The organism is Lactiplantibacillus sp. DA1 (assembly GCF_032681335.1).
GTDB lineage: Bacteria > Bacillota > Bacilli > Lactobacillales > Lactobacillaceae > Lactiplantibacillus.
In genome coordinates this window covers 482,644-509,552 of record NZ_JAWHTQ010000001.1, presented here as the reverse complement: position 1 = coordinate 509,552, position 26,909 = coordinate 482,644, and the positions used below count along the sequence as shown (strand labels likewise).

Annotated in this window: 25 protein-coding genes; 21 read left to right on the top strand and 4 right to left on the bottom strand. The window is 43.9% G+C overall.

Translation table 11 applies throughout. The features are described 5' to 3' along the window. Window positions 1-4: 4 nt before the first annotated feature. The 9 genes from RXV91_RS02420 (at window position 5) to RXV91_RS02380 (ending at window position 9,307) form a co-directional block, all read left to right on the top strand. Window positions 5-880, top strand: a complete 876-nt coding sequence (locus tag RXV91_RS02420) for an MFS transporter (RefSeq protein WP_316438507.1) — start codon at window positions 5-7, stop codon at window positions 878-880. Between the two features lie 145 nt (window positions 881-1,025). Next, the gene (locus RXV91_RS02415; protein ID WP_316438506.1) at window positions 1,026-3,878 is read left to right on the top strand and encodes a sigma 54-interacting transcriptional regulator; all 2,853 of its coding nucleotides are present in this window, start codon (window positions 1,026-1,028) and stop codon (window positions 3,876-3,878) included. Between the two features lie 70 nt (window positions 3,879-3,948). After that, on the top strand, window positions 3,949-4,368 hold the full coding sequence (locus RXV91_RS02410) for a PTS sugar transporter subunit IIA (protein WP_316438505.1): 420 nt from the start codon (window positions 3,949-3,951) through the stop codon (window positions 4,366-4,368). Further along, window positions 4,365-4,883 carry a PTS sugar transporter subunit IIB gene (locus tag RXV91_RS02405; protein ID WP_316438504.1) on the top strand — a complete coding sequence of 173 codons (519 nt, stop codon included), beginning with the start codon at window positions 4,365-4,367 and terminating at the stop codon, window positions 4,881-4,883. Before RXV91_RS02410 ends, RXV91_RS02405 begins: the two co-directional genes overlap by 4 nt. A 161-nt stretch (window positions 4,884-5,044) precedes the next feature. Continuing rightward, entirely contained in the window at window positions 5,045-6,016 is a 972-nt protein-coding gene (locus RXV91_RS02400; protein ID WP_033610294.1) for a ketoacyl-ACP synthase III, read from the top strand. 10 nt (window positions 6,017-6,026) lie between these two features. Continuing rightward, entirely contained in the window at window positions 6,027-6,416 is a 390-nt protein-coding gene (locus RXV91_RS02395) for a biotin/lipoyl-containing protein (protein ID WP_316438503.1), read from the top strand. A 2-nt stretch (window positions 6,417-6,418) separates the two neighbouring features. After that, on the top strand, window positions 6,419-7,741 hold the full coding sequence (locus RXV91_RS02390; protein WP_316438502.1) for a biotin carboxylase N-terminal domain-containing protein: 1,323 nt from the start codon (window positions 6,419-6,421) through the stop codon (window positions 7,739-7,741). Beyond that, window positions 7,738-8,541, top strand: a complete 804-nt coding sequence (locus RXV91_RS02385; protein WP_316438501.1) for an acetyl-CoA carboxylase carboxyltransferase subunit beta — start codon at window positions 7,738-7,740, stop codon at window positions 8,539-8,541. Before RXV91_RS02390 ends, RXV91_RS02385 begins: the two co-directional genes overlap by 4 nt. Further along, window positions 8,534-9,307, top strand: coding sequence for a carboxyl transferase domain-containing protein (locus tag RXV91_RS02380; RefSeq protein WP_316438500.1), 774 nt, complete (start codon window positions 8,534-8,536; stop codon window positions 9,305-9,307). The genes RXV91_RS02385 and RXV91_RS02380 overlap by 8 nt, the downstream gene beginning before the upstream one ends. A 67-nt stretch (window positions 9,308-9,374) precedes the next feature. Here the strand turns inward: RXV91_RS02380 and RXV91_RS02375 are convergent, their stop codons facing one another. Beyond that, window positions 9,375-10,550, bottom strand: a complete 1,176-nt coding sequence (locus RXV91_RS02375) for an LCP family protein (protein ID WP_316438499.1) — start codon at window positions 10,548-10,550, stop codon at window positions 9,375-9,377. Window positions 10,551-10,857: 307 nt separating this feature from the next. On the opposite strand from RXV91_RS02375, the gene RXV91_RS02370 reads away from it, so the two are divergent. The 4 genes from RXV91_RS02370 to RXV91_RS02355 all read left to right on the top strand — a co-directional run bounded on the left by RXV91_RS02370 (window position 10,858) and on the right by RXV91_RS02355 (window position 15,463). Beyond that, window positions 10,858-11,820: an AEC family transporter gene (locus RXV91_RS02370; protein ID WP_316438498.1), complete on the top strand. Its 963-nt coding sequence runs from the start codon at window positions 10,858-10,860 to the stop codon at window positions 11,818-11,820. 690 nt (window positions 11,821-12,510) lie between these two features. After that, entirely contained in the window at window positions 12,511-13,533 is a 1,023-nt protein-coding gene (locus RXV91_RS02365; protein WP_316438497.1) for a DMT family transporter, read from the top strand. Window positions 13,534-13,673: 140 nt separating this feature from the next. Next, entirely contained in the window at window positions 13,674-14,351 is a 678-nt protein-coding gene (locus RXV91_RS02360) for a 2,3-diphosphoglycerate-dependent phosphoglycerate mutase (RefSeq protein WP_316438496.1), read from the top strand. A gap of 419 nt (window positions 14,352-14,770) precedes the next feature. Beyond that, window positions 14,771-15,463, top strand: a complete 693-nt coding sequence (locus RXV91_RS02355) for a matrixin family metalloprotease (protein ID WP_396426711.1) — start codon at window positions 14,771-14,773, stop codon at window positions 15,461-15,463. 194 nt (window positions 15,464-15,657) lie between these two features. Here RXV91_RS02355 and RXV91_RS02350 read toward each other — a convergent pair whose 3' ends face one another. From RXV91_RS02350 to RXV91_RS02340, 3 genes are all read right to left on the bottom strand, one after another. Beyond that, window positions 15,658-16,989 (bottom strand): C1 family peptidase, encoded by a 1,332-nt coding sequence (locus RXV91_RS02350; protein WP_316438494.1) that lies wholly within the window; start codon window positions 16,987-16,989, stop codon window positions 15,658-15,660. A gap of 75 nt (window positions 16,990-17,064) precedes the next feature. Next, the gene (gene rpiA, locus RXV91_RS02345; RefSeq protein WP_033610287.1) at window positions 17,065-17,748 is read right to left on the bottom strand and encodes a ribose-5-phosphate isomerase RpiA; all 684 of its coding nucleotides are present in this window, start codon (window positions 17,746-17,748) and stop codon (window positions 17,065-17,067) included. Between the two features lie 8 nt (window positions 17,749-17,756). Next, a complete protein-coding gene (locus RXV91_RS02340; protein WP_021731257.1) occupies window positions 17,757-18,053 on the bottom strand; it encodes a GNAT family N-acetyltransferase in 297 nt (98 codons plus the stop codon). Between the two features lie 138 nt (window positions 18,054-18,191). On the opposite strand from RXV91_RS02340, the gene RXV91_RS02335 reads away from it, so the two are divergent. The 8 genes from RXV91_RS02335 (at window position 18,192) to RXV91_RS02300 (ending at window position 26,863) form a co-directional block, all read left to right on the top strand. Then, a complete protein-coding gene (locus RXV91_RS02335; protein ID WP_316438493.1) occupies window positions 18,192-18,728 on the top strand; it encodes a dUTP diphosphatase in 537 nt (178 codons plus the stop codon). Between the two features lie 343 nt (window positions 18,729-19,071). Next, complete coding sequence (gene radA, locus RXV91_RS02330) at window positions 19,072-20,451, top strand: DNA repair protein RadA (protein WP_021731255.1); 1,380 nt, start codon at window positions 19,072-19,074, stop codon at window positions 20,449-20,451. A 16-nt stretch (window positions 20,452-20,467) separates the two neighbouring features. Then, the gene (locus RXV91_RS02325; protein WP_316438492.1) at window positions 20,468-21,643 is read left to right on the top strand and encodes a PIN/TRAM domain-containing protein; all 1,176 of its coding nucleotides are present in this window, start codon (window positions 20,468-20,470) and stop codon (window positions 21,641-21,643) included. A gap of 314 nt (window positions 21,644-21,957) precedes the next feature. Beyond that, entirely contained in the window at window positions 21,958-23,448 is a 1,491-nt protein-coding gene (gene gltX, locus RXV91_RS02320) for a glutamate--tRNA ligase (protein ID WP_021731252.1), read from the top strand. Between the two features lie 286 nt (window positions 23,449-23,734). Continuing rightward, on the top strand, window positions 23,735-25,147 hold the full coding sequence (cysS, locus tag RXV91_RS02315) for a cysteine--tRNA ligase (protein WP_316438491.1): 1,413 nt from the start codon (window positions 23,735-23,737) through the stop codon (window positions 25,145-25,147). A gap of 1 nt (window position 25,148) precedes the next feature. After that, a complete protein-coding gene (locus RXV91_RS02310) occupies window positions 25,149-25,559 on the top strand; it encodes a Mini-ribonuclease 3 (protein ID WP_316438490.1) in 411 nt (136 codons plus the stop codon). Further along, a complete protein-coding gene (rlmB, locus tag RXV91_RS02305) occupies window positions 25,549-26,316 on the top strand; it encodes a 23S rRNA (guanosine(2251)-2'-O)-methyltransferase RlmB (RefSeq protein WP_003643931.1) in 768 nt (255 codons plus the stop codon). The genes RXV91_RS02310 and rlmB overlap by 11 nt, the downstream gene beginning before the upstream one ends. Window position 26,317: 1 nt before the next feature. Continuing rightward, on the top strand, window positions 26,318-26,863 hold the full coding sequence (locus tag RXV91_RS02300) for an NYN domain-containing protein (RefSeq protein WP_021731249.1): 546 nt from the start codon (window positions 26,318-26,320) through the stop codon (window positions 26,861-26,863). The last annotated feature ends 46 nt before the right edge of the window (window positions 26,864-26,909 follow it).

Genomic DNA, 26,909 nt, shown 5'->3' with positions numbered 1-26,909 from the left:
ATATTTGGCTGTTTTTTTGCTATTATCAATTAATATTGTTTCAGACACGCTTGGAACATATGGCAATGGTCTAGCGCTGCCGTTATTACGTCATCTTTTGCCTGAAAACAAGCTTAAGCAGTCAATGGGATTTATGGTGGCAATGACATTAATGGCACAAGTCGTTTTCCAAGGGATTGGGTCTGTAATAATTGTTATGTTGAATCATAATTATATGGTTGTCGGATTGATTAATGCACTAACCTTCCTGTTATCCGCATTACTTGTTAAGTATCGTTTTGGAGTACTGTGTGTGGCAGAACCGCAAATGGTAGAGCGGAAGCAGGTTCCTATGATAAGGAGTCTAGGACTGACCTTACGGTATCTATATCGTAATAATTTTTTGTTCAGTGTGATTATTTTGACTTTTTTCATTAATGTATTTGGAGCTTCAATGTCTGGATTAATTAATGTAACCTTATTATCGTTTAAAACAATGTGGCTGGCTAATTACGGAATCAGTGTTGCTATTATGAATATGATGATTTCAATTGGGATGATAACTGGCTCTCTTGTTACAAACGGAATAGTTAGGAACCTTCCGTTGATGTATTTATTTGCGATAAGCTTATCATTTTCAGGGTTGTGTGGCATCAGTTTTATTTGGCCCGAATCGGCGTATTTAAGTATTGCATTACTTTTCGTAATGGGATACTTCATCGGTAAAATAAATCCTCGAATCAGTGCGATAGTGTTGCAATCAATACCTGAGAAAAGATTGGCCGCTGTTGATGGACTATTGAATATGGTCAGTATGCTCGGAGCACCAGTGGGACAAATCCTTTTTTGGGGAATTGCAAATGTAGTTAGCATTGCATATAGTTGGTTTGTTTTTTCTTGATTGTCATAATTGTACTTAAATTCATTAAAATGGATGAACCAATGTTTTAGTGAAAACTGAATATGGATTTAATACACTATGTGATAAAATATAGAGTATTAAAGTGTATTAATACAGTTGTTTGTCAGAAAAAGGAGTGGCGAAGTTGACCAGAAAATCCAAGATTTGTGAATACGTCCGTCAACATAGCGATCGACACGGACTAACGACGGAAATGGTAGCGACCGCTTTAATGATAGCGCGTTCAAATGTTAGTAAGGAATTAAATGCGCTGGTTCGGGAAGGCCAATTACACAAACTGATGGGAAGACCTGTCCACTATGTACCAGCCGATGCTACTACCTCGACGCCAGCAACCAGCACTAGTGACATAGCGAATGCAACGATGCCAAAGCGAACGGCGACCATGGCTGCGACGACAACGGCGCCCAAACCGGCTGCCAATGATATTTTTATAAACATGATTGGTTCGCATGAAAGCCTTGCTAATCAGGTAGAACAGGCGAAAGCAGCCATCCTCTATCCACCACGGGGGCTGAATACGCTGATTATTGGACCAACTGGTTCTGGTAAAACCTACTTTGCAAACGCCATGTATCGTTTTGCGGAGACACAACAAGTGTTGACGAATCCGCAGGGCTTGATTACCTTTAACTGTGCAGACTATGCGCATAATCCAGAATTACTGATGTCGCATTTATTTGGTTATGTTAAAGGATCCTTTACTGGTGCTAATGAGGATAAGGATGGCTTGATACAAGAAGCTGATGGTGGCATGTTATTCCTAGATGAGGTCCACCGGTTACCACCAGAAGGTCAAGAGATGATTTTTTACTTTATGGATCATGGGACTTATTCACGTCTGGGCGAGACAGCTAAGAGTCATCACGCCAATGTCCGTTTAGTCTGTGCAACGACTGAGGACCCGGAAAGTACCTTACTACAGACATTCGTTCGGCGGATTCCGATTACGATTCAGTTACCGGCATTTAATCATCGCTCAGCTAAAGAACGTCTGGAATTATTGAAGGCGTTACTGTCACTAGAAGCTAACCGGATTAATAAACAGATTCGGTTAACCGAGGACGTGGTTCAGGCTTTGCTTGGTTCAGTCACATTTGGGAACGTTGGTCAATTAAAATCAAATATTCAGCTGGTATGTGCTCAAGGTTTTGTCAATAGTATTGAAAATGATAGTGAAATTACGATTACGATGGATGATTTACCACAAAACATTCGTAGTGGGCTCATGACGGTTGCTTCCAATCGCCATGAGTTAGGCGCAATCTCTGAATTGTTGGATCCGGTACTTATTGTGAAGCCGAATGATGGACCAACACCACTTCGTAATAAGAATGATAATTATGAATTACCATATAATTTATATGAGATCATCGGTGATAAAGCTTCGCTATTACGACGAGAAGGTCTTGATAAAGAACACATTAATCGGTTTATTACGACCGATATTAATTTACATTTAAAATCGTTTTACAAACAAAATCAGTTAGCGGTTTCGCCAGAAAACAAGTTGGCCGAAATCGTTGATCAGGATGTCATCGATTTTACCAAAACGGCCCAGATGACGATTCAAGATATGCTGGGTTATAATTTCAAAGATAATTTTATTTATGCCGTGAGTTTACACGTCAGTTCCTTTATCAAGCGGATTCAGGCAGGCAAACCCATGCGACAGATGAGTTCAGATATGTTAGCAATGGTGCGCGAATATCCAGCTGAAATCAAAGCAGCCGAAACGCTCAAACAAGGATTAGAAGAGCGTTATCACTTGCCGATTCCCAAGTCTGAAGTGTACTACCTAGCAATTTTATTGATTTCGCTAAAGTCGATGCAACTTAATGGTAAAGTTGGCGTGCTCGTGGCGGCACATGGAATGAGCACAGCCTCTTCAATGGCGCAGGTCGTGGGTCAATTATTAGACGATTATGATATTCAGGCCTTTGATATGCCACTTGATATGGATCCCAGTGTTGCCTATGATCATGTGAAACAACGGGTTGAAAAGCTTGATTCTGGCAAAGGAATTTTATTATTAGTTGATATGGGATCGTTGACGACCTTTGGGGACCGTATCCAACAAGAGACTGGCATTGCAACGCGGACGATTGATATGGTGACGACTCCGGTCGTTTTAGAAGCAGTTCGTAAAGCTAGTCTGGTGGATAGTGATTTAGATTCAATGTATCAGGAGCTTGTTGGTTTTAAAGGTTATTCCCGGATTTCACGTAATTTACCAACGAATAATCAGCGCGCAACGGTTAAGCCCGCACTGGCTACGGATAAGACGGCCCAGCGAGCCATTATCGCAATTTGTGCGACAGGTGTTGGGACGGCGGAACGTATTAAGACCATTCTGGATAGTTTATTAGCACAAAACTTTATTGAGGGCATCACAGTTTTCCCGATCTCGGTAGTCGAAATGAAGACACGGTTGCAGCAGATCAGCCAAAGTTATCAAATTATTGCGGCAACTGGAATCACGAAACCTGACTTAGATGTGCCGTTTATCTCGTTAGAAGAATTACTTCAAGGTGGCGGCGAAAAGTTCATTGATCAATTAGCGACGGGGATCGACTCGCCCCAGACCATGGCAGAAGGGAGCCAGCAACTGACACCAGAACTTTGCGAACGTTATCTAGGTGATTACTTTACATTCCTAAATCCGAAGAAGTTAACGGGTGTTTTGTGGCAATATAGTGAAGTGATTGCGACACATTTAGATGGTGCAATGACGAATGCCTTTCGCATTGATTTGATTATGCACTTAGCGGGTGCGTTGGAACGAACTGCCATTAAAGATGAGATTTCAGCACCAGCTGAAGAGATGCCAGATATTATGGCATCCAAGTGGTACCCAGTCGTCCAACAAGCGAATCAACAGTTGACGAATCAACTACAGTTAACTTTCTCAGATGCCGAAAATTATTATATCGTGCAATTGTTGGAAACCCATCAAGCTAAAGTTGCGGTGCATTGATACACTAACTTGGCATGCTTCTTGCATGTATTTTATTGGATTCGTTTAATAGACTGAGGAGGGAAAGTAGATGTTAGCATTTGTTGTTGTCAGTCATGGAAGCTTTGCGCAAGGTGTCGTAGATTCATCTTACATGATTTTTGGCAAACAGAATAAGGTTCAGACCGTCACGTTCCAGTTAGACGAAGAACCGAATAATTTAACGGATAAGCTGGCAGCCGCGGTTGCTCATTTTGATGCGGATGACCAAGTTTTATTTTTAGTTGACCTATGGGGCGGGTCACCGTTTAATGCAGCTAGTCGCATCGTTGCCGAGCATACGGATCGCATGGGGCTGATTACAGGATTGAACTTACCAATGTTGATTGAGGCTTATACCGTTCGTGACAAGCCGATTGATGCAGTTATTGATCATCTTGAAGAGACAGGTAAGATTGGAATCAAACACCTAACGTTATTGCAAGATGATGAGGAAGATGACCCGGTATGACGATGGAGATTCGGTTAGCTCGCATCGATAGTCGGTTACTTCACGGACAAGTTGCAACGGTGTGGACGAAGAGTGTTAGCCCTAACCGCATTCTGGTCGTCTCAGATGAAGTTGCACAGGATGCACTTCGTAAAATTTTGATTGTTCAAGCAGCACCACCGGGGGTCAGAGCTAATGTCATCACAGTTGATAAAATGATTGAAATCTATCAGGATCCGTTATTTGATGGCGTTAAACCGCTAATCTTAACGGATACACCACAGAATATGGCACGCTTAGTTGATGGTGGGCTTGATTTTAGTCAAACGGGTGTTGATATCGGCAGTTTAGCCTTTTCAACGGGAATGGTCATGGTCACGAATGCCATCGCAATTGGCCGAGATGAAGCGCGGGCGCTGTACGCGTTGCAAGCGGCGGGACTAAAAGTTTTTGCTCAGAAAGTTCCCACCGATAAGCAAGTCGATGTGATGCCATTGTTGGCTAAGAATGGTTTTATGGCACCAGATAAGCATTAACAGAGTTACTGGGAGCAGTGGTGTTAGTTGCAGGCACCACTGTTCTTTCGGTATGACTAGGTTTCTAAGGATTTACCAAAAATCCGACTGGAAACTTTGACCAGCATGCTTTTATTGATAGAATTAAACTAATTGGAACGGAAAGTAGCGGGGGTCTAAAAATGCCAACTTATACAAAATTAACCGCCATGGGACAATACGTTCCGGCACGAATTGTCGATAATGATGAATTAGCGGCCATTATGGATACTAGTGATGACTGGATTCAAGCACATACCGGGATTAAGACACGGCATTATGCGATGAATGATGAAAATACATCCGATTTGGCAACGCAGGTCGCGCAACAGCTACTACAAAAAAGTGGTTTAGACGCGCGTGCCATTGATTTGATTTTGGTGACAACGATTACGCCCGATGCATTGACACCCGCCACGGCCTGCTTAGTGCAAGCGAATATTGGCGCTGATAATGCATTTGCGTTCGATCTTAGTGCGGCCTGTGCGGGTTTCACGTTTGGGTTGGCCACGGCTGACAAGTTTATTCGGAGTGGTCAATATCAAAACGTGATGGTGATTAGTGCGGAAGTTAATTCTAAAATGATGGATTTTCAAGACCGAACAGCAGCCGTTTTCTTTGGTGATGGTGCTGGTGGGGCGCTATTACAGGCCACAACCGATCCGGATGAAAATAGTATAATTGCTGAAAAGTTGCAGTCGCAAGGCAATGCGACGGTCATCCACTCTGGACGGGTTCGGCCGATTACTGAAGTGGCCGCAACGAACTATCCGCAAACGGACGCATTTTATCAAGCTGGTCGCGATGTTTTTCAGTTTGCCACGACGGTCGTTCCAGAGCAAATGCGCGGTATCATTACGAACGCACAGTTGGCGCCGACTGATTTACAATATGTGATCTGTCATCAAGCTAATTTGCGAATTATCGAAAAAATTGCGGCTAACTTAACATTACCAATGACGAAGTTTCCCCATAATGTTGATTACTATGGCAATACCTCTTCGGCTGGGGTAGCGATGGCGTTGGCCAGTGTCTTTGAATCGTTAACGGGACCAGTGTTGTTAACAGCGTTCGGTGGTGGACTGGCGTACGGTTCAGTCGTGATCAAGAAGTAGGGGTGTGAAGATGGAATTAAAAGATTTGGATCGATTAGTTGAGAAATACGCGCGGCAAGGATATCAGCACATTCGCGTTAAAGCGGGTGATTTAGAGATTGAAGTTACTAAACCCACGCCTAGTTCAGCTACTCCCACAGCGCCTGCTAGCGTTGCTGAACCAGTGGCGGATGAGGTCGTTACCCTGCCTAGTCCGATGGTCGGGGTGGTTCACTTAGCGCCAGATTTAAAGGTCGGCCAAGCACTGACTGCTGGCCAAGAACTTGGTCAGATCGAGAGTATGAAGTTGTTCAATCCGTTGGTCAGCCCGGTTGATGGGACGTTAACGGCCGTACTAGTTGCCGATAACGCCACTGTTGAGTACGAGCAACCGTTATTTACAATGCGAAAGGATCGGTAGCTATGTTTCGCAAGCTGTTAATCGCGAATCGCGGCGAAATTGCCGCACGGATTATCAAGGCCTGTCAACAATTGAACATTCAGACGGTCGCCGTTTGCTCAACGGCTGATCGGCGCGCGGGTTATACACAATTAGCGGATGAAGTGGTCTGTATTGGACCAGCGGCTGCCAGTGGATCGTATTTGAATGCCGAAGCAATTCTCATGGCTGCAATTAATACGCACGCCGATGCGATTCATCCGGGGTATGGCTTTTTAGCTGAAAATGCTGATTTTGCTGCCATGTGTGCGGAGTGTGGTATCACATGGATTGGCCCGCAAACCGAGCAAATCAAGTTGATGGGCGATAAAGCACGTGCCAAGGTCTTTGCGCGCCAACAAGACGTTCCGGTCTTGGCAGGCCAGTCGTTGCAAGGATTAGCATGGCCTGAAATCAAACGGGCGGCTGCTAATATTGGTTTCCCGCTGGTCTTAAAAGCAAGTTATGGTGGTGGCGGTAAAGGGATTCGAGTGCTTACCAATGTCCATGACCTCCATCAACAGTTGCGGGCAGCGCGCCAGGAAGCCGCGGCATCCTTCTTAAATGATGACATGTACTTAGAACAATTCTTGACGACTGCGCGTCACATTGAGGTCCAAGTACTTGGGACGGGTCGCAAATTGTTTATTTTAGGTGATCGGGACTGTAGTTTACAATTGCATAAACAAAAGGTGCTCGAAGAAAGTCCGGCTAGTATTTTGACTTCGACACAACGTCGAACATTGTATGACTTGTCACGGCAATTATTAGCGGGTACGCAGTATCAGAGCTTGGGCACAATCGAATACTTATTTGCGAATGGACAATTTTATTTCATGGAAATGAATACTCGTTTGCAAGTCGAACATGGGGTTACTGAATTAACAACCGGTATTGATATCGTGGCTGAACAAATCAAGCAGGCTGCTGGTGTCACGATTGATTTTCCAGAACATGTGGGCTTGAAGCCGAAATGTACGGCAATTGAAGCCCGCTTAACGGCGAGTTTGCCAGTGAAGCGAACCATCATCGAAACGTTGAATTGGCCGGATAATGTCCGTATCGATACGGATTATCATCAGGGGGACCGCTTAGTCACCATGTATGATGGTCTGATTGCCAAGCTAATGGTCACAGGGAATGGCCGGCAGCAAGCAGTACATCATTTACAACGTGCGTTGAATCAAGTGACGTTGACTGGACCGACCACCAACTTGAACTTTCTGCGGCAAACGGTGGCTCGGCCAGCCTATGTTGATGATCGCTATACGATTCACAGCTTAGCGAGTTGGGAGGTGTCCGAATGAGTCATTATCCAAATTCAGGTACTTGGCGTGCCTGTCCTCAATGCGGCCGGCACGTTCATCAGCGTCAATGGGGCACTTATCAGCAATGCCCTTATTGTCATTACTGGCAACGATTGACCGTCACCCAGCGACTGCAACAGCTCGTTGATACGGCGACGTTTCAGTCTTTTGAAACGACTGAACGGCCGGTTAATCAATTAGGGTTCCCTGATTACACGGAAAAAATTCAGCGAGCCCAACGGCAGACGGGGTTAAGCGAAGCCGTCGTCTGTGGAACGGCGACAATTGTGCAACAACCGTGTGTCTTAGCAGTGATGGATAGTCATTTTATGATGGGAACTTTAAATACGGTGGTGACCCGTCGCTTACTGCATGCCAGTGAGCAAGCGCGGGTCCGGCATTTGCCGTTGGTGATTGTCACGGCTTCGGGGGGCGCTCGCATGCAGGAGGGGGTATACGCCTTAGTCGGCATGAACTTGCTCTTAGCTGAGCTGGATCGGTTAGCCACTGCGCAGTTACCGTTAATTACGGTGCTAACTGATCCAACGATGGGCGGTGTTTCGGCCAGTTTTGCATTTCGAGGGGACCTAATCGTTGCTGAAGCGGGTGCTAAGATTGGTTTTGCGGGTGCCCGGGTGATTCAGCAGACGTTACCCGTCAAGTTGCCGGCAGATTTTCAAACGGCTGAACAATTGTTGGCAAACGGTATGGTAGATGCGGTCATTGAACGGCCACAATTGCGCGCCTATTTAGGTCGGGCGCTATCGAATTATGGAATTGGGGGCCAAGTACATGGATAAACGGTTACAGCGATTACGGGCGGCTGATCGGCTTAACGCGCCGACCGTTATTCAGGCGCTATTGCCAACTATGACTCAGCAGCGTGGCGATCGATTGTTGGGGCAAGATTTAGCCTTGACAGCGGGCTTTGGTCGAACCGCTACCGGTCATCAATTGGCCGTTTTAGGTGTTGATCGGGGTATCGATATTGCGAGTCGCCGACAAAAAAACGGTGGTGCGTTGACGGTTCCAGGTTATCGGACCGCATTGCGAGTAGTGGCCCATGCGGCTAAGTTTGGCTGGCCGGTTGTCAGTTTGATTAATATGCCAGGGGCCGATGCTAGTCCTCAATCGGAACGCTACGGTCAAAGTCAGGCAATTGCTGATTTAATTGCGGCGATGGGCCAGCTCCCCGTACCAAACATGGTTGTCTTTCTCGGTGAAGGGCATAGTGGTGGTGCGTTGGCGTTCGCTAATGCTAATCGCATCATTATGTTAGATGATGCACTCTTCAATGTTGCTTCACCAGAAGCAGTCACCGCTATTTTACACGGCCAACAAACAATTAGTGAGGCAATTGATCTATTGCCAATGACGGCTACGGCTTTGTATGACCGGGGACTAGTTGATCAAGTGATTGATCATCAGGATCAGCAACTAGTTCTAACCATCAACCAGACGATTGAGACACAACTAGCTACATTGGTATCATCGCCAGCATCAGTGTTGATTGGGCAACGAGAAGCAAAATTTCAGCGCTTTTTACAGTCCTGGCCACTTAATTAGGTTAACCATATTAAAAAGGCCGCTTCAGAATTTTAACGATTCTGAAGCGGCCTTTCTAATATGGTTTTTAATACTGATTAGTTGTGGTTTGATCTTGTGTTGTTGTATCTTGGGTGGTGCTGGTTCCATAAGTGGTTGTGTCGCCAGTTGTTGAGGTGCTCGATGAGCTGGCGCTTGAGCTCGAACTACTAGTGGTGATCGATGCAGTTTCTGCAAAGAGCGACTCAGTTATATTACTGTTGGAGAGCCCCAATGCCTTACGAATCCGTTTTGAATTCTTGTAACGTTCCGACGAAGAGGCAACCTGATAGGATAGCCCATCAATCGTCGCATCAGTTCCCTGAAGCGTGTATGATTTTGCGTGGTGAGAAGCATTTTTGTATTTCGTATCGAGTGCGACCATATCGTTCCAAGTTAAGTCGGTCCGCATATTCTTAGCAAGCTTTTTCGTGATTTTTTCAATATTAGCAATTGAACCAAGTGAGTTAGATTGACTAACCATCGCCATGATGACTTGACGTTGACGTTTTTGACGGCCGTAATCACCTTGAGGATCGTCGTAACGCATCCGCGAGTAGTCTAGCGCTGCAGCACCGTTGAGCTTAATCTTAACGCCCTTCTTAACATTGGCATTACCATATTTGAAGGTCAGTTTAGGTGTGACGGTCACGCCACCCATTGCAGTAATAATCTGTTTTAGTCCACCCATGTTTAGTAGAACGTAAAAATCGATTGGGACGTCGAGTAACTTTTCGACTGATTTAACGGCACCACTAGCACCACCAATGGTGTAGGCAGCATTGATTTTCTGGGATTGACCATCAATCAAGACTTGCGTATCGCGAGGAATACTAGTTAGCGTCATACTTTCTTTTTTAGGATTGATCGTTGCAACGATCATGGTATCAGTTCGTGCCGAGAAATCTTTACCACGACCAAGAGCACCAGTATCAGTCCCGAGTAATAAAATCGAGAACGGCTTGCCTTTCTTGATGACGGCGTCGACATTACGGAGCTTGGCGGAACCAGTTGATTGGTAAGTCGTATTCATGGTGTCCTTAGCAGCATTCCAGGTCTTGTAACCCCACCAGCCACCACTGATGATCAGTAGGGCAACGACGATTAGTAAAGTAATTAACCAAGGACGTTTTTTGTGTGGTTTCAAATGTGGGTTACGCTGTTGTTGTTCACGGTAGCGGCGTTGGCGTGGTCCCATTTCATTATCATTGTTATTTTCTGACATATTCGTTCCTCATCACTTTAAATTTTTCCCTCAATAGCCATTTTATGACGTTTGGCAAATCATTAGTTCTTAAAATTGGTAATTTAAAAAGATTTTAATAAACAAAAATACCAACATCAGCGATTACACAATTATAGAACACTATAATTAATATTGTGACCGGCGTCAAACGTTTTCATCTACAAAATACGTTACAAGCCATATCTAAACAGTGGTATACTTGAATAATTCTCATGGAATTATTATTTTACATAGATTGTTTGTAATATTCAACGATGAGTCATTATTTGAGAGAGGAAGACTGAGCGTGCAAATTTTAGAGACATTCGTGCAGAGTATTCAAGGTGTTATGACGATTATCGTGATGATTGCGGTCGGGTACTTATTAGCACGCTGGGGTTGGTTTAATGAAGGTGCGACTAAGTTGATTGCCCGCCTAGTCACACAAATTGCTTTGCCAGCATACATGATTGCGACGATTACGAAGCAGTTTACGGCGCAAAAATTATTATCAACGTTACCGGGGCTCCGGTTTCCGGTTCTGAATATGGCAATCTTGTTTGGGATTTCATTCGGTGTGATGCGGGCCTTGAATATTAAAAAAAGTCATCGGGGACTATTTGCATCGATGTTTTTAAATTCCAATACGGTTTTTATCGGCTTACCTGTCAACCAAGCGTTATTTGGCAATAGTGCCTTACCCTATGTTCTAGTCTATTACATGGCGAATACGACTATTTTTTGGACACTGGGTGTTTATTTGATCCAACGAGATGGTACTGGGACCGCCAAGTTTGATTTGAAGCAGACGCTAACTAAAATATTTTCACCACCGTTACTGGGCTTTATGATTGGTGTCTTATTAGTGCTAGGTAATATTCATGTCCCTAACTTTTTAATGGATGATTTCTCATACATCGGTGGATTAACCATCCCACTTTCAATGATTTTTATTGGAATCTCGATGGCCAATGCGGGGTTAAGCAGTATGCGTTTTGACCGTGATAGTTTTGGAATCTTACTGGGGCGGTTTATTCTAGCCCCCGTACTGATGACACTTATGCTTATTCCAATGTCGATTCCATTAGAAATGAAACAAGTTTTTATCCTACAGTCAGCGATGCCAGTCATGACTAACGCGCCGGTCGTCTCTAAGCTATATGGTGCGGATGCCGATTATGCGGCAGTTATGGTGACTGAGACCACTTTGTTGAGCCTGATTGTCATTCCGATTTTGATGGTGATTGTGCAATCGAGCTTTATTCGTTGATTATTAACATGATGATGTTTGAAGAAGAAAGTAGCTAGATGTTCACCATTGGCGGTGATTATCCAGCTGTTTTTTTGTTAGTTGTCATTAGTGGATCGCGACTATTAACAGGTTTAGTCCCCTTTAATTAATATGTATCATCATTGAAACGTGCCAGTTGTCGATGCCAGTAGCCAGCTATGGTCCCTTAAAAAAATGCAATTTAGCGTAGATTTGTTCGGTTGATGCATACGTTGTTCTCCTGATGTTACTGTTGATTTTTTAAAGCGTGTTCAGGTCAGACTGGAAATTACAGTTAGTTACGCTAAGATAACAATTGGAAATTTGTCTAACGCCCTAGCTAGGCTCATCTTTAGATCTAAGCTACTTGAATTGCACATATTTGCGTGCTCGGTATCGGCAGAAACGGCTTTCGACCGGAACGGTATTCGAATCAATGTTGTCCGTTGGTTGAGGACGGCTTGAATTGAAGCGTGGTCATATGCGGCTAAATAGTTGCAAGTGGGTGAAAATTATTTTCAAAGTTGATTGAAGACTGGTCCAAATGATAACTAAATCTGTTATAAAAGGCGGTTTGTTGGGATTACTAACATAGTAGTTAACAAAGCGAGTTTGAAAAATATGTGAAAATGGTGCTATACTGGAAAACGTTGCGTATTAAATTTTGATTAAGAAGGAAGCGAACGTTTCGTGAAGAAAGCATATCTTTACATTGCAATTTCGACCTTAATGTTTAGTTCGATGGAAATTGCGCTAAAGATGGCCGGCAGTGCCTTTAATCCAATTCAATTGAATCTCATTCGTTTTTTTATTGGGGCGATCGTGTTACTGCCATTTGCATTGCGAGCGTTAAAGCAAACTGGGCGAAAGTTAGTTAGTGCTGACTGGCGACTATTTGCGTTAACCGGGCTAGTGTGTGTCATTGTCAGTATGTCACTTTACCAACTGGCGATTACGGTCGATCAAGCCTCGACTGTAGCTGTGTTGTTTAGTTGTAATCCGGTATTTGCACTATTATTTTCCTATTTAATTCTGCGAGAACGGTTGGGCCGGGCTAACTTGATTTCCGTTGTTATTTCTGTGATTGGATTACTGATTATTGTTAACCCAGCTCATTTAACGAACGGTCTGGGGTTGCTACTCGCCATTGGCTCAGCTGTGACATTTGGATTATACAGCATCATCTCTCGTTATGGATCCGTAAAACGTGGCTTGAATGGGCTGACGATGACTTGCTTTACTTTTTTCGCTGGTGCGTTTGAACTTTTAATTTTGGCTTGGATTACTAAGATTCCGGCTGTAGCTCAAGGATTGACGACAATTGGATTGCGTCAATTCGCTGCAATTCCAGTTTTGTTAAACGTTAATCTTAATTATTTTTGGTTGCTATTTTTCATTGGCGTTTGTGTCACTGGTGGGGGCTTTGCGTTTTATTTCTTAGCAATGGAACAAACTGATGTGTCAACGGCTTCATTAGTGTTTTTCATCAAACCAGGGTTGGCACCTATCTTAGCTGCTTTGATTTTACATGAACAAATCTTATGGACGACAGTGGTCGGAATTGTTGTCATTTTGATTGGGTCGGTTGTGACCTTTGTTGGTAATCGGTTCCGTGAACGGGATACGATGGGGGCGACTCAGCCAACAGCGACCGTTACTGATGACGAGCACGTCACCGCAACTGCCCACACAGTTTCAAATCAAGAAAATTAATTATGGACGGTTAGGGTGATGGAGATCAGCTTGACCGTTCTTTTTTGTCGTGTCTGGTGAGGGTCAATAACCATGTTGTGACTTTGAAAAATACGGCAAATCGATTATTATAGGAAGTATTGAAGATGGTAGGTGGAAGAATGACAGAACTAGTATTGGTTCGCCATGGTGAGAGCACGGCTAACCGGGATAATACGTATACCGGTTGGAGTGATGTGCCGTTAACGACGGCGGGAATCGCACAAGCCCATCAAGCTGGCAAGCGATTACGAGCGACGGGCCTACAGTTTGGCGCCGTGCACACCTCGGTCCTAAAACGGGCCATCGTTACTGCAAATATTATGTTGGCCGAAATTGACCAGTTGTGGTTGCCAGAGTACAAGACGTGGCGCTTGAATGAGCGGCATTATGGTGCCTTACGTGGTCAAAATAAGGATACGACGCGCCAAGAGTATGGTAAAACCCAGGTACAACAGTGGCGGCGCAGCTTTAATACAGTCCCGCCGTTATTGGCACCAGCTGAGCTGGACCACGATCGTCGCTATACCAAGTATGGTGCAGCGGTCGAACCGCGGGGGGAAAGTCTGAAGATGGCTTACGATCGGATCATGCCCTACTGGATTGATCAGATAGCCCCTCGACTATTAGCTGGACAGAATCAGTTAGTGGTGGCACATGGCAGTACGCTGCGAGCAATGATTAAATATTTGGAACATATCAGCGATACTGGTATTGATGGTGTTGAAGTGGCCAATGGGGTGCCTATTTGTTACCACCTTGATCCACAGCTTAGCGTTATCGGTAAGGATGAGTATTAAGTTTAGTAATAGTCGAGATTAAATGTGATTTTTACGGAAATAGTTGCTAGTTTAAGCTCATTTATCAACCTGGTACAATGAAAATTATGACAAAAAAGAGCTTCAGCATCTGCTGAAGCTCTTTTTTGTCGTTAAAGGGTCAAATAAATCGTCTGTATAACTGATTGTAATCACAATCGATGATTGCCGATAAAAGATTAGTCCAATTTTGTTAACGAGAAACGCTGGTATAACAACGAAAGTTATCTGGATACAAGTCGCTATAAGTATTTGTAATGCAACTAATATGCTGATTTTTCATAAATAAATGTAATATATGACTTGTAATAAAATGTTGAACGCTGTAATATATCAGGTGAACAAACAGACTGGTCGGCGCAGTTAATAGCTAAAATCTGATAAGGGGGTCTAGGTTGATGATGATGAAGCATAAAAATTTATTATTGTTAATTATAATGAGCCTAGGCCTCTGTGGCGTATTGTTAATGTTGGAGCCTCAAATCAGTACTTGGATCAATACGCATACACTGCAAGTCGAAGCGGACAAAACGACTAATCGTGACACAATCCATGATCAAGTCTATTACAATGATCAAATGGATAATTATCAATACAATTATTTAGACAATGGAACTAAAGTCTTGAACTACAAGGCCCGTTTTAAGAGTCGGGTCATTACGTATCGAATCACGAGTGACAGCAAGGTTTATCGAGCAATTTGGTTAAGGGCCGTGGAGCGGTGGAACAATACGAATACTGTCAAGTTGGTTGAAGTCAAAGGCCAAACGAAGGCGCAAATTACGTTAGGCGAAAGTGAAGACGAGACGGGGACGACCGGGTCTGAGATTGGGCGTACGTGGCGTACTTACTATCATAGCGGTTCTCAGAGTACAACTTGGATGGATAGTGCTAAGTGTGTGATTTATACGAATCGTTTTCCGGACAGCAATCATTCGGTCGAGTATAAGTTGTCGGTTGCGACACATGAACTTGGACACGCGTTGGGATTGGAGCACGAAGATAATAAAAGTGCAGTGATGTATTATCAATCACACCGGGCTGCTCATATCACGACCCGTGAAATTAGCACGCTCAAGCAGATGTATAAATAATTGTAATAGTAAATGCTATAAGTAAATGTAATAATGAAAAAGCTAGTTAAAATCACACGAAAAAACGTGATTTTAACTAGCTTTTTTGCAGACTGCTAAGCTGATTAACGAACGGTCGAGCCATTAAAAATGACGATAAAAAGTGCCGGTACTTAAAAGCTGTACCGACACTTAGATTTAACGTTACGATATTATTAAGCTAAAGCGCCCATTGGATCCCAAGGTGCTAAGACAGTTGGTTCTTCAGCTTGAGCAGCTTTTAAATCATCAGATAAGAATTCTTTATTGACGACGACTTGGTAGCAATATTCATCCATCCAAGCATCGCTCATGACGAAGAAGCCCTTAGTCCCAACTTTATCGCCCCAGCTATTTTCGACCTTCCACTTCGTTGGTTGGCCGTCAACCAAGTCAACACCGGTGATAACCATGGCATGGGTCATCAAACTTTCACCGTAATCCAGACGTTCAGCTTTCGACATTGCTAAGTCAACGTCGAATAATTCATCCTTATTATAGACATCGGTTGCCATGACACCTTTTTGCCGATCAGAGGATTGACCAACATCACACCCAAACCAGACACTTTGACCAGCCTGTAATTGTTTAATAGCAAGTTGCTTAAAGTCGGCCATTGAGACGTTCAAATGTTTAACTTCGCGGCCACCTAAAACATTGCCTAGCATTTCGATCGTGTAAGTATGGTCATAAGGTTTGTCATCAGTTGGCGCGTTGATGATTGAAACATAGTCGTCTAAGTTCCAACCAACGTACTTTTCGAAGAAGCTTTGGGGTGTTAGGTCTTGGTCGATATGATATTGTTTCTTATCATCACGGTATTCCCAGTCAAAATGCGAAACTGGTTCACCAAAGGCATAAGCCAACATCCGGTAGACTTCGTTTAACATCTTTTCCTTCCGCGCCTGAATATCAGCGTCGCTGGTTCCAGCGGCGACTAGTTCACGTAGTTCAACGGCATCTTTACGTAACTTTAAGTTAAGTGTGCTGTTGATTTCTGCGGATTTTGAGCTGTTATAAGTTTCAGGCATCACACTCTTGGGCACGATCCCGTACTTCTGAATAATGGCAACGAGCATGTCCCACTGACCACCATCTTGTTGTGGGGTGGTCATTAACCAAGCGACTTTTCGGCTACTGGTTGGTTGGTCTGCGGTTGCTAAGACGTTTTCATAGAAGTAATTGGCTTTTTCGAACTTATCCCAGAAAAAGGTGTAATTCTGCGATAGTTCAAAATGTTTTAAGTTAAATTTTTCAGCTAATGAGTGCCGCATGGTGTTTAAAGCGGCAAACATCCAGCAACGACCACTTTGTTTTTGATTGGCGACATCGCCCGTATCTAAATCAATTGAAAATACAGGGGTGGTTTGGCTCATTGCTTGAATATCTTGACTGCTTGCTAAGATACCGTTTTTAGTAACACTACGTTCGATGACTTTTGCTTCTGGACGTTGATCCAAGTCGTCTTGGAAGTTGGCGATTTGGTTCATACTGATTGCTTTACTCAAAAGATCACTCTCCTTTAATCTAATTCTAATTGTATCGGTTTATGACGAGCGGGGCAAGCATTGAGCTGCATAAAACTAAGGGCGGGCTTCGATAACCTCGGGACCGTTGGCATGGCCGATGATGACAGTGTTGACCATGTCTAAAAATAGGCCGTGTTCGACCACACCGACCATGTGAATTAAATCTTCAGCTAAAGCATGGGGATCGGTAATCGGATCAATATGCAAGTCAATGATAATATTATTAGAATCGGTTCGAACCAGTTCGTCATTAACTTTACGGAAAACAGGATTGTAGCCACGAGCAGCCATTTTTTCAAAGACGTGCTGGCTACCATAAGGGATCACTTCAACGGGTAAGCCAAAAGCGCCCAACTGATGGACCATTTTACTTTCATCAACGATCCACATCACCTTATCGGAATTAATGGCCACGATTTTTTCGAAGAGTAGCGCGGCCCCGCCCCCCTTAACGCCTTGGAAATCATCGGCGATTTCATCGGCCCCGTCGATCGTTAAGTCGAGATGATCAACTTCATCAACGGACTTCATTGGAATGCCTAATGCTTTGGCTTGAGCAGCCGTGCGGTCAGACGTTGAGACGCCCACAATATTCAAATGTTCATTTTTAACCCGTTCACCTAGGGCATCAACCATGAATTTAACGGTTGAGCCGGTTCCGAGGCCGACCTGCATGCCGTCATGAATGTATTCAACGGCCTTTTGACCAACAAGTTGTTTCAACTGATCCTGATTCATAATATGAATTACTCCTTTGATTGAGAACTAGTAACTAAAACATCGGCAGCTTCAGGGTGCCGATCAAAGTAAGCCTTAGCGTAGGTGCAGAGTGGTTGAATGTGTTTGTGTTCAACCCGAGCAGCATCGATGACAGCCTTGGTCAGCTGACCGGCTAAGCCTTGGTGACCAAAATCATCGCGAACAAAAGTGTGCTCGATCACCCAAGTCTGATCATCATTGATGGCTGGAAACGTAATTTCACCGGCCAGTTTACCTTGATCGTCATTAAAATAAAAGCGGTGTGCTTCACGCGTGAATTCCATTGATTTCACCACCTTGTAAAGGGTTTTATATCTACCGTAATTAAACCGGTAAATGCCCGTTTTGTCAACGAAACTTCTATAATAAAAGTATGGTAAAATGTGAACACTAAATTAATGTTGAGAAAGTAGGAATTTAAAATGGCACGGGGATTTGAAATTGTGAGTCAATATGCACAGGCGGGGTTACATGTGCCGTACCGAACGACCAAGCAGGCGGCTGGCTATGACTTTGAAGCAGCTGAAGATTTTACACTACCATCAATTTGGAAAATGAATTTTGTTAAAGTACTTTGGCAATTACATCGTGGTGAAACAAGTTCGGCAACTGATCTGGATGCAGCGGCTAAAGTACTTAAGCCATGGCTAGTGCCAACTGGAATCAAAGCATTCATGAATGACGGTGAGTATTTGTTATTAGCTAACCGATCCAGTAACCCTTTAAAGCGTAACTTGATCCTACCTAATGGGATTGGCGTGATTGATGCGGATTATTACAATAATCCTAAAAATGAGGGGGCAATTTTTGTCCAATTAATTAACATGGGGATTCGGGATATCCACATCAAAAAAGGTGAGCGTATTGCGCAAGGTATTTTTACGCCTTATCTGACCGTCACTGATGAAACGGATGTGACAACAACCCGTTCAGGTGGCTTTGGCTCGACCAATAAATAAAAAATCGGTTAAGCTAAGGTGATTTAACGGCTTTAATGATTAATAATGGTAAAATAAACTTATAATAGGTATTATGCATGATGCTAATTGCTGTTTGGCCTGAATCATGACAGATTAACTAGCATAACGCGTGGATTGTAATTGTTTACAGCATCAGAATTATGGCACGATACCTTGGGCTTTGTGCCATAGTCAAGTTAACCAGACACTTGTTCTTGTAAAAAACCTGGTGGTAGCTGGTGGCAATGAATGATTAATTAACACGGTACGGATGGAATTGTTTTAATAATAAAAATAACTGACACGCATGATGTTGTTGGCGATGGAATGGAGGCGTACTTGAGTGGCCAAAGCTAAAACGCAGTTTGTTTGTTCCAACTGCGGCTATTCGACACCACGGTACTTAGGGCGGTGTCCGAACTGTGGCGAATGGAATACATTAACTGAAGAACATTTTGATACGAAGCCGGATCGCAAGTCCCGCGTGAGTTTTGCGGGTAAGTCGGCTAAGCCACAGCGACTTAAAGAAGTTTCGTTGACAAAGACGCCCCGAGTCAAGACTAAGTTAAAAGAATTTAACCGGGTCTTGGGTGGTGGGGTCGTACCGGGGTCACTTGTTTTAATCGGTGGTGATCCTGGAATTGGAAAGTCAACGTTGTTACTGCAAGTTTCTGGGCAATTGGCTGAGACGGGCGGTTCGGTGCTGTACGTGACTGGTGAAGAAAGTGCCTCACAAGTGAAGATGCGGGCGGACCGGTTGGCTGTTAGCAGTGAAGACTTTTATCTTTATCCTGAGACTGATATGTCGAATATTCGTTCAACGATTGAATCGACGCATCCAGAATTTGTGGTCATTGATTCGGTGCAAACGATGCAAGAACCTGATATGGACTCGGCAATTGGCTCGGTGTCACAAATTCGGGAAATTACGGCCGAGTTACTTCAGATTGCAAAGACTAATGGCATCACTATTTTTATTGTCGGGCATGTGACTAAGGGCGGGGCCATTGCTGGGCCCAAGATCTTAGAACATATGGTGGATACGGTCTTGTACTTTGAAGGTGATTTACACCATACGTACCGCATTTTACGGGCAGTCAAGAACCGGTTTGGTTCAACTAATGAACTGGGGATCTTTGAAATGCGTACGGGTGGTTTATATGAAGTGGCCAATCCGTCAGAGATCTTCTTGGAAGAACGTCTGAAGGATGCCACGGGTTCCGCCATTGTTGTTTCAATGGAAGGGACGCGACCAATCTTAGTAGAAGTTCAAGCGCTGGTCACACCAACGGTCTTTGGTAATGCCAAGCGGACGGCGAGTGGCTTAGATCATAATCGGGTTTCGCTAATTATGGCGGTACTGGAAAAACGGGCTAGCCTGATGTTACAAAATCAAGACGCGTACTTAAAAGCGGCTGGTGGTGTTAAGTTGGATGAACCGGCAATTGACTTGGCGATTGCCATCAGTGTGGCTTCTAGTTATCGGGACCAGCAAACTCGCCCAAGTGACTGTTTTGTTGGTGAAGTGGGCTTGACTGGTGAAATTCGTCGAGTTAACCGAATTGAGTCACGGGTTGGTGAAGCAGCCAAACTTGGATTTAAGCGAGTCTTTATTCCAAAGAATAATCTACAGGGCTGGGATATACCAACCGGGATTGAAGTGATTGGGGTCGCAACGTTAAAAGAAGCACTCCAATTAGCATTACAACAACCAAATTATTAAAAAAGGGGCTGACGCCATGAAGAAGTTAACGGTGCGACTAGTATTTATCGTTGTGGGGGGCACGCTGGGATTAACCTACCTGCCATTCTTATGGGCGATGATTTTGTCGCAACCCAATGTGTTGTTGAACAACGTTTTCACCAACTTTTTGTTGGGAGCGCTGCTTTTATGGATTTTGTCATTGTTCTTAGCAAACGCTGCTGTACGGTTAGTAGATCGGGTTGAGAAGAACTTGTCCAAGCAAAATCCAATGACACTTTTATTTGGCAGTATTGGGTTTATTATTGGGTTATTGATCGCGGTTCTGATTTCGCAATTATTTAATCGTAGTCCATTATTCTTATTGAACACGGTCGTCCCAATTATTTTGATGTTGTTCTTTGGTTACATCGGTGCTCGAGTCGGCACGACCCGAATCGATGAATGGCGGAAAGTGTTTAACTTCCGTCGTCGTGAAAAGGAAGCGAGTCCGGAAATTACGGATGCTCAGCCAGATCAAAATTATCATCATTATAAGATCTTGGATACAAACATTTTGATTGACGGGCGCATTTATGACTTGGTCAAGACTGGTTTTCTAGAAGGTACGTTATTAGTACCGAACTTTGTCTTGTATGAATTACAGTACATTGCGGATTCGGCCGACAGTATCAAACGTGTTCGTGGGCGGCGTGGGTTAGATATTTTAAATAAGTTACAAAATGAAAATATTATCCCAGTGGAAATGTACGAGGGTGACTTCGAAGATATTCCAGAAGTTGACAGTAAGCTCATCCAATTAGCCAAAAAAGTTAACGGGGTGATCGTCACGAATGATTACAACTTGAACAAAGTTATTGAATTCCAAAATGTCCAAGTTCTTAATATTAATCAGCTGGCCAAGTCATTGAAGCCACGAGTTATTCCAGGTGAAGAAATGAATGTCATGGTCGTTAAAAATGGTAGTGAGCGCCAACAGGGGGTCGGCTATCTAGACGATGGGACGATGGTCGTAGTGGAAGATGGGAAGTTCTATATCAATGAAAAAGTTGATGTAGTTGTGACGAGTGCCTTACAAACAGATGCTGGTCGAATGATTTTTGCTCGGCTAGCGCATGCTAATCGTGGTATCCCAGACCATACTGAAGATAGTAATAAGCATAACAATAATCATAATAGCAATCGGAACAATAATCGCGATAACCGGCACTAGGTTAAGTGGTTAGGCGGTGGTTACTCAGTTGATGAGTCGCTGCCGTTTTTTCGTCTTAACTAGATAGACCAATTAGGTCTGGTGACTAAGCTACCCTTAGCAAGGTGAACAGTCACTTTTAGTGAATCGCACAGTCGGTCGGACTGATTGCGTATCAGTTTGACATTTTTACAACAGGTTCAGTCTGAAACCTTAATTTTTAGTGGTAAACATGGTAAACTGGAAAAGCAAGTGAAAGTCGGAATATTCTGGTTGTTAGAAAGCTTCCGGCGTAACATTTAAGATGAAAAAATACGAAAGAGGCGTTAATCACATTGGCAAAGAGCAAGATTCGTGTGCGTTACGCACCAAGTCCAACTGGCCATTTACACATTGGTAATGCTCGGACTGCATTGTTTAACTATTTATTTGCCCGGCATAATAAGGGAAAGTTCATTCTTCGGATTGAAGACACCGATTTAAAGCGGAATGTTAAAGACGGTGAAAAGAGTCAGATGGATAACTTAACGTGGTTAGGAATTGATTGGGACGAGGGTCCGGATAAGGGTGGCGACTTTGGTCCTTACCGTCAATCCGAACGGAAATCAATCTATGACCCGTTGATTCAACAATTAATTGATGAAGGTAAAGCTTACGAATCTTACATGACGGAAGATGAATTATCGGCACAACGCGAAGCTCAAAAAGCACGCAAAGAAATGCCACACTACGTCTATGAATTTGCCGGCATGACGGAAGATGAAAAACAAGCGAAGATTGCAGCAGCTAAGGAAGCTGGTATCCAACCGGTTGTTCGGTTCCACGTCCCAGAAAACACGACTTATGCTTGGGATGACATGGTTAAAGGAAATGTTTCGTTTGAATCTAAGACGGTCGGCGGCGATTTTGTCATTAAGAAGCGTGACGGAATGCCAACGTATAACTTTGCGGTGGTCGTTGATGATCATATGATGGAAATTAGCCACGTTTTCCGTGGTGATGACCACGTTGCCAATACACCTAAGCAATTAATGATTTACGAAGCTTTTGGTTGGCAACCACCGAAGTTCGGCCACATGAGCTTAATTATTAATACCGAAACTGGTAAGAAGTTAAGTAAGCGTGACGAAACCGTGTTACAATTCATCGAACAATATCGTGAATTGGGTTATTTACCAGAAGCGATGCTTAACTTCATCATCCTTTTGGGATGGTCACCAGTTGGCGAAAGCGAATTGTTCAGTAAACGCGAATTCATCAAGATGTACGATGAGAAGCGGTTGAGCAAGTCACCAGCCGCTTTTGATGGTAAAAAGTTGGAATGGGTGAACAACCAATACATTAAGAAGGCTGACGAAAATGAAGTCTTTGCAATGTCAATTCGCCAGTTGATCAAGGCCGGACGGTTACCACAACGGCCCGATATGAGTCAGATCGAATGGACCCGGACGCTGGTTTCACTATTCAAGAACCAAATGAGCTACACCGGTCAAATTGTTGATTTGGCAGACCTCTTCTTCAATGGCCCAGCTGATATTAATGATGAAGCCAAAGCGGAACTTGACAATGATACGGCGCTCCCCGTCTTAAAGGAATTCCGGCAACGAATCGAAGATATTGATGTCTTCGAAGCAACGGCTATTCAAAAGACAATCAAGAGCATTCAAAAGGATACCAAGATCAAGGGCCGCGCATTGTACATGCCGATTCGAATCGCGGTTTCCCACGAAATGCACGGACCAGAATTGCCAGAGACAATTGAATTATTAGGACGTGAAACGACTAAGAAGCATCTCGATGCGATGATCGCGGAACTTGCGAAGTAATGATTGGCTCATAATAATTAGTTGATCGGTGATTGTCGGGTATGGTGGTCGCCATAAACGGACAATACTATTGATAAAAAGTGCGGTTAATATGAAGATTGCTGTGTGGTTGTTGATGCTCATGAGGGTAATGAGAATCATTCAGGCGAGCATGACTGCATATGAAAGTATCTTTTGTATGGCGGAGTTTAAGTTCCGCAGTATGAAGGATGCTTTTTATTTGTGATTCAAACATGGTAAACTATCATCAAAAGTAATGAGTCAATTGAAAGGAGTTGTCGCCAATATGTTAAGTGTTTTTAATACGTTAACGCGTCAAAAAGAACCGTTTAAACCCATTACCCCTGGAGTTGTGAAGATGTATGTCTGTGGGCCGACCGTTTATAATTACATTCATATCGGTAATGCGCGTTCCGCGATTGCCTTTGATACCATTCGACGGTATTTTGAATATTGCGGTTACCACGTTGACTACGTCTCCAACTTCACGGATGTGGATGATAAGCTGATTAAACGAGCGGCTGAGGATCACACGACGGTACCGGCAGTGGCTGATCGGTTTATTAAAGCCTTTATGGAAGATACGACGGCAGTCAATATTGAACCTGCCACGGTGCACCCACGGGCTTCCGAAAATATTCCAGAAATTATTGCGTTCGTTCAAGTACTAATTGAAAAGGGCTACGCTTACGAATCAGCTGGCGACGTGTATTACCGCGCTCGTAAATTTAAGAAGTATGGTCAACTATCCGACCAACGAATTGATGATTTAGAGGTAGGAGCTAGTCAGCATACCGCTGATGAAGAAACCGACCGCAAAGAAGATCCAATTGATTTTGCCCTCTGGAAAGCCGCTAAGCCCGGTGAAATCTCGTGGGAATCGCCATGGGGTGCTGGCCGACCTGGCTGGCATATCGAATGCTCCGTCATGTCCACGAAATATTTGGGTGATACGTTCGATATTCACGGTGGCGGTCAAGATCTTGAGTTTCCACATCATGAAAATGAAATTGCCCAGAGTGAAGCGAAGACTGGCAAGACATTTGCCAACTATTGGTTGCATAATGGCTTTGTGACGGTTGGCGACGACAATGAAAAGATGAGTAAGTCACTGGGTAACTTTGTGACGGTCCACGATATTATTAAAACGGTTGATCCACAAGTGCTACGGTTCTTCATGGCGACGACCCAGTACCGGCGACCAATTCAATATACGCAGACCAACTTAGATGAAGCGGCTAATAACTTAGATAAGTTACGTAATGCCTATCGTAATCTCACTTTCCGCTTGCAAGATGCCGCAAGTGGGGCAGATGCCGCGGTATCTGAGCAATTGCAGACCCTTACGGCTAACTTTGGAACCGCAATGGATGATGATTTCAATGTTCAAAACGGCGTAGCTGCAGTATATGAGCTGGCTAAGCTGGCAAATGTCTATGCGGCGAAATCGACGGTTCAAAAGGACACCCTGCTTGCGCTACAAACTGCATTGGCTAACTTGACGGGCGTGTTCGGAGTTACCTTTGAAGCCACCGGTGAAGCACTTGCCGATGATGCGATTCAAGCATTGATTGACGAACGAGAAGCAGCACGTCAAGCTAAGAATTTTGCCAAGGCTGATCAGATTCGTGATGACTTGAAAGCTCAGGGAATTATTTTAGAAGATACGCCTCAGGGTGTGCGGTTTAGAAAGGAATAATATGCAAGTTGATTATCAGCAATTAAACGGGATCGCGCTCGCGTACCTTGGTGACGCGGTGTACGAACCGTTTATTCGACAACATTTGATTGAAAGTGGTTTTACTAAGGCCACCAAGTTACACCATCACGCGACGCACTATGTTTCAGCTAAGGCGCAAGCAGCCTTGATTGAACGGATGCAGGCCGAAGATGTTTTGACGCCAACTGAAGTGGACGTCTTTAAGCGCGGACGCAATGCAAAAAGTCATACATCGGCCAAGCACACCGATGTTGTAACTTATCGAATCTCAACCGGTTTTGAAGCTGTTTTTGGATATTTACAATTAACCCAACAGGCGGACCGGATTGCAGAACTGGCACAGTGGTGCATTAAACAAGTTGATGAAGGGCGGGTTTCCAATGTCAAATAACGAACAGGACCAGACAGCAGCTGATTTTGTGATTGGTCGGCATCCCGCAATGGCGGCGATTAAAAGTGACCAGCAAATTAACAAAGTTTTTATCCAAAGTGGATTACAAGCGGATGTGCTGAATGACATCGCTAAGATTGCTAAAAAACGCAATTTGATCGTACAGTACGTGCCAAAACAAAAGCTAGATCGACTAACCGATAATGCCAATCATCAAGGGGTTGCCGTCGGGGTGGCTGCTTTTGAATATGCAACGATTGATGATCTGTTTGCGGTTGCTAAGGCTAAGAATGAAGCGCCGTTTTTCTTGATCTTAGATAATATCGAAGATCCGCATAATTTAGGTTCGATTATGCGGACTGCGGATGCGGCCGGTGCTCACGGTATCATTATTCCAAAACGTCGGGCTGTTGGATTGACTAGTACAGTGGCAAAGACTTCTACGGGGGCCATCGAGCACGTGAAAGTTGCCCGGGTCACTAATTTAGTTCAAACCGTTAAACAATTACAAGAAGCGGGTCTCTGGATTTTTGGAACCGACATGAACGGGACGGATTATCGGCAGTGGGATGCTTCTGGTGCCGTTGGCTTGATCATTGGCAATGAGGGCAAAGGAATCTCACCGTTACTCAAAAAGAGTGTTGATGAAATGCTAACGATTCCGATGATTGGACACGTGCAAAGTTTGAATGCGAGTGTGGCAGCCAGCCTATTAATTTATCAAGGCTACACGTCTCGGCATCCACTGGGAAAATAATATGAAACAACAATTATTAATTGTCGATGCTTATAATATGATTGGTAATTGGCCGGAACTCAATCATTTAAAACAAACGGACCGGTTACCCCAAGCTCGTGATGAGCTAATTAGCATGTTGACGGAATATAAAAAAATTACGGGTCTTAATATTAGCTTGGTGTTTGATGCGATGTACGTGCCAGGTAATTCTAAGAGTTATCGGCAAGCTGATCTTGAAATTATTTGGACGAGTAAGGATCAGACTGCTGATAGTTACATTGAAAAGTATGCGGGCGAAAAGCAATCACGGGTTCTCCAAGTGACAGTTGCAACTAGTGATCAAGCAGAACAGTGGGTGATTTTTTCGGAAGGGGCGTTGCGTGTCCCTGCTTTGGAATTGCGCCAACGGGTTAAGACTGCCTTGAAAGAGGTACGCCACACGGCTGTCCGCACTCAGGACCTTGGGGCTGTTCGCAAATCGCCATGGAATGATGATCAACTGTCAGCATTAGATCAGTATCGTCAACAATTAGAGCGTAATCACGTTAAGCACCATCGTAAGTAGTGGTATGATGTTAGGCCGCTTGAATTAGTAGCGATTATTGTTAAAT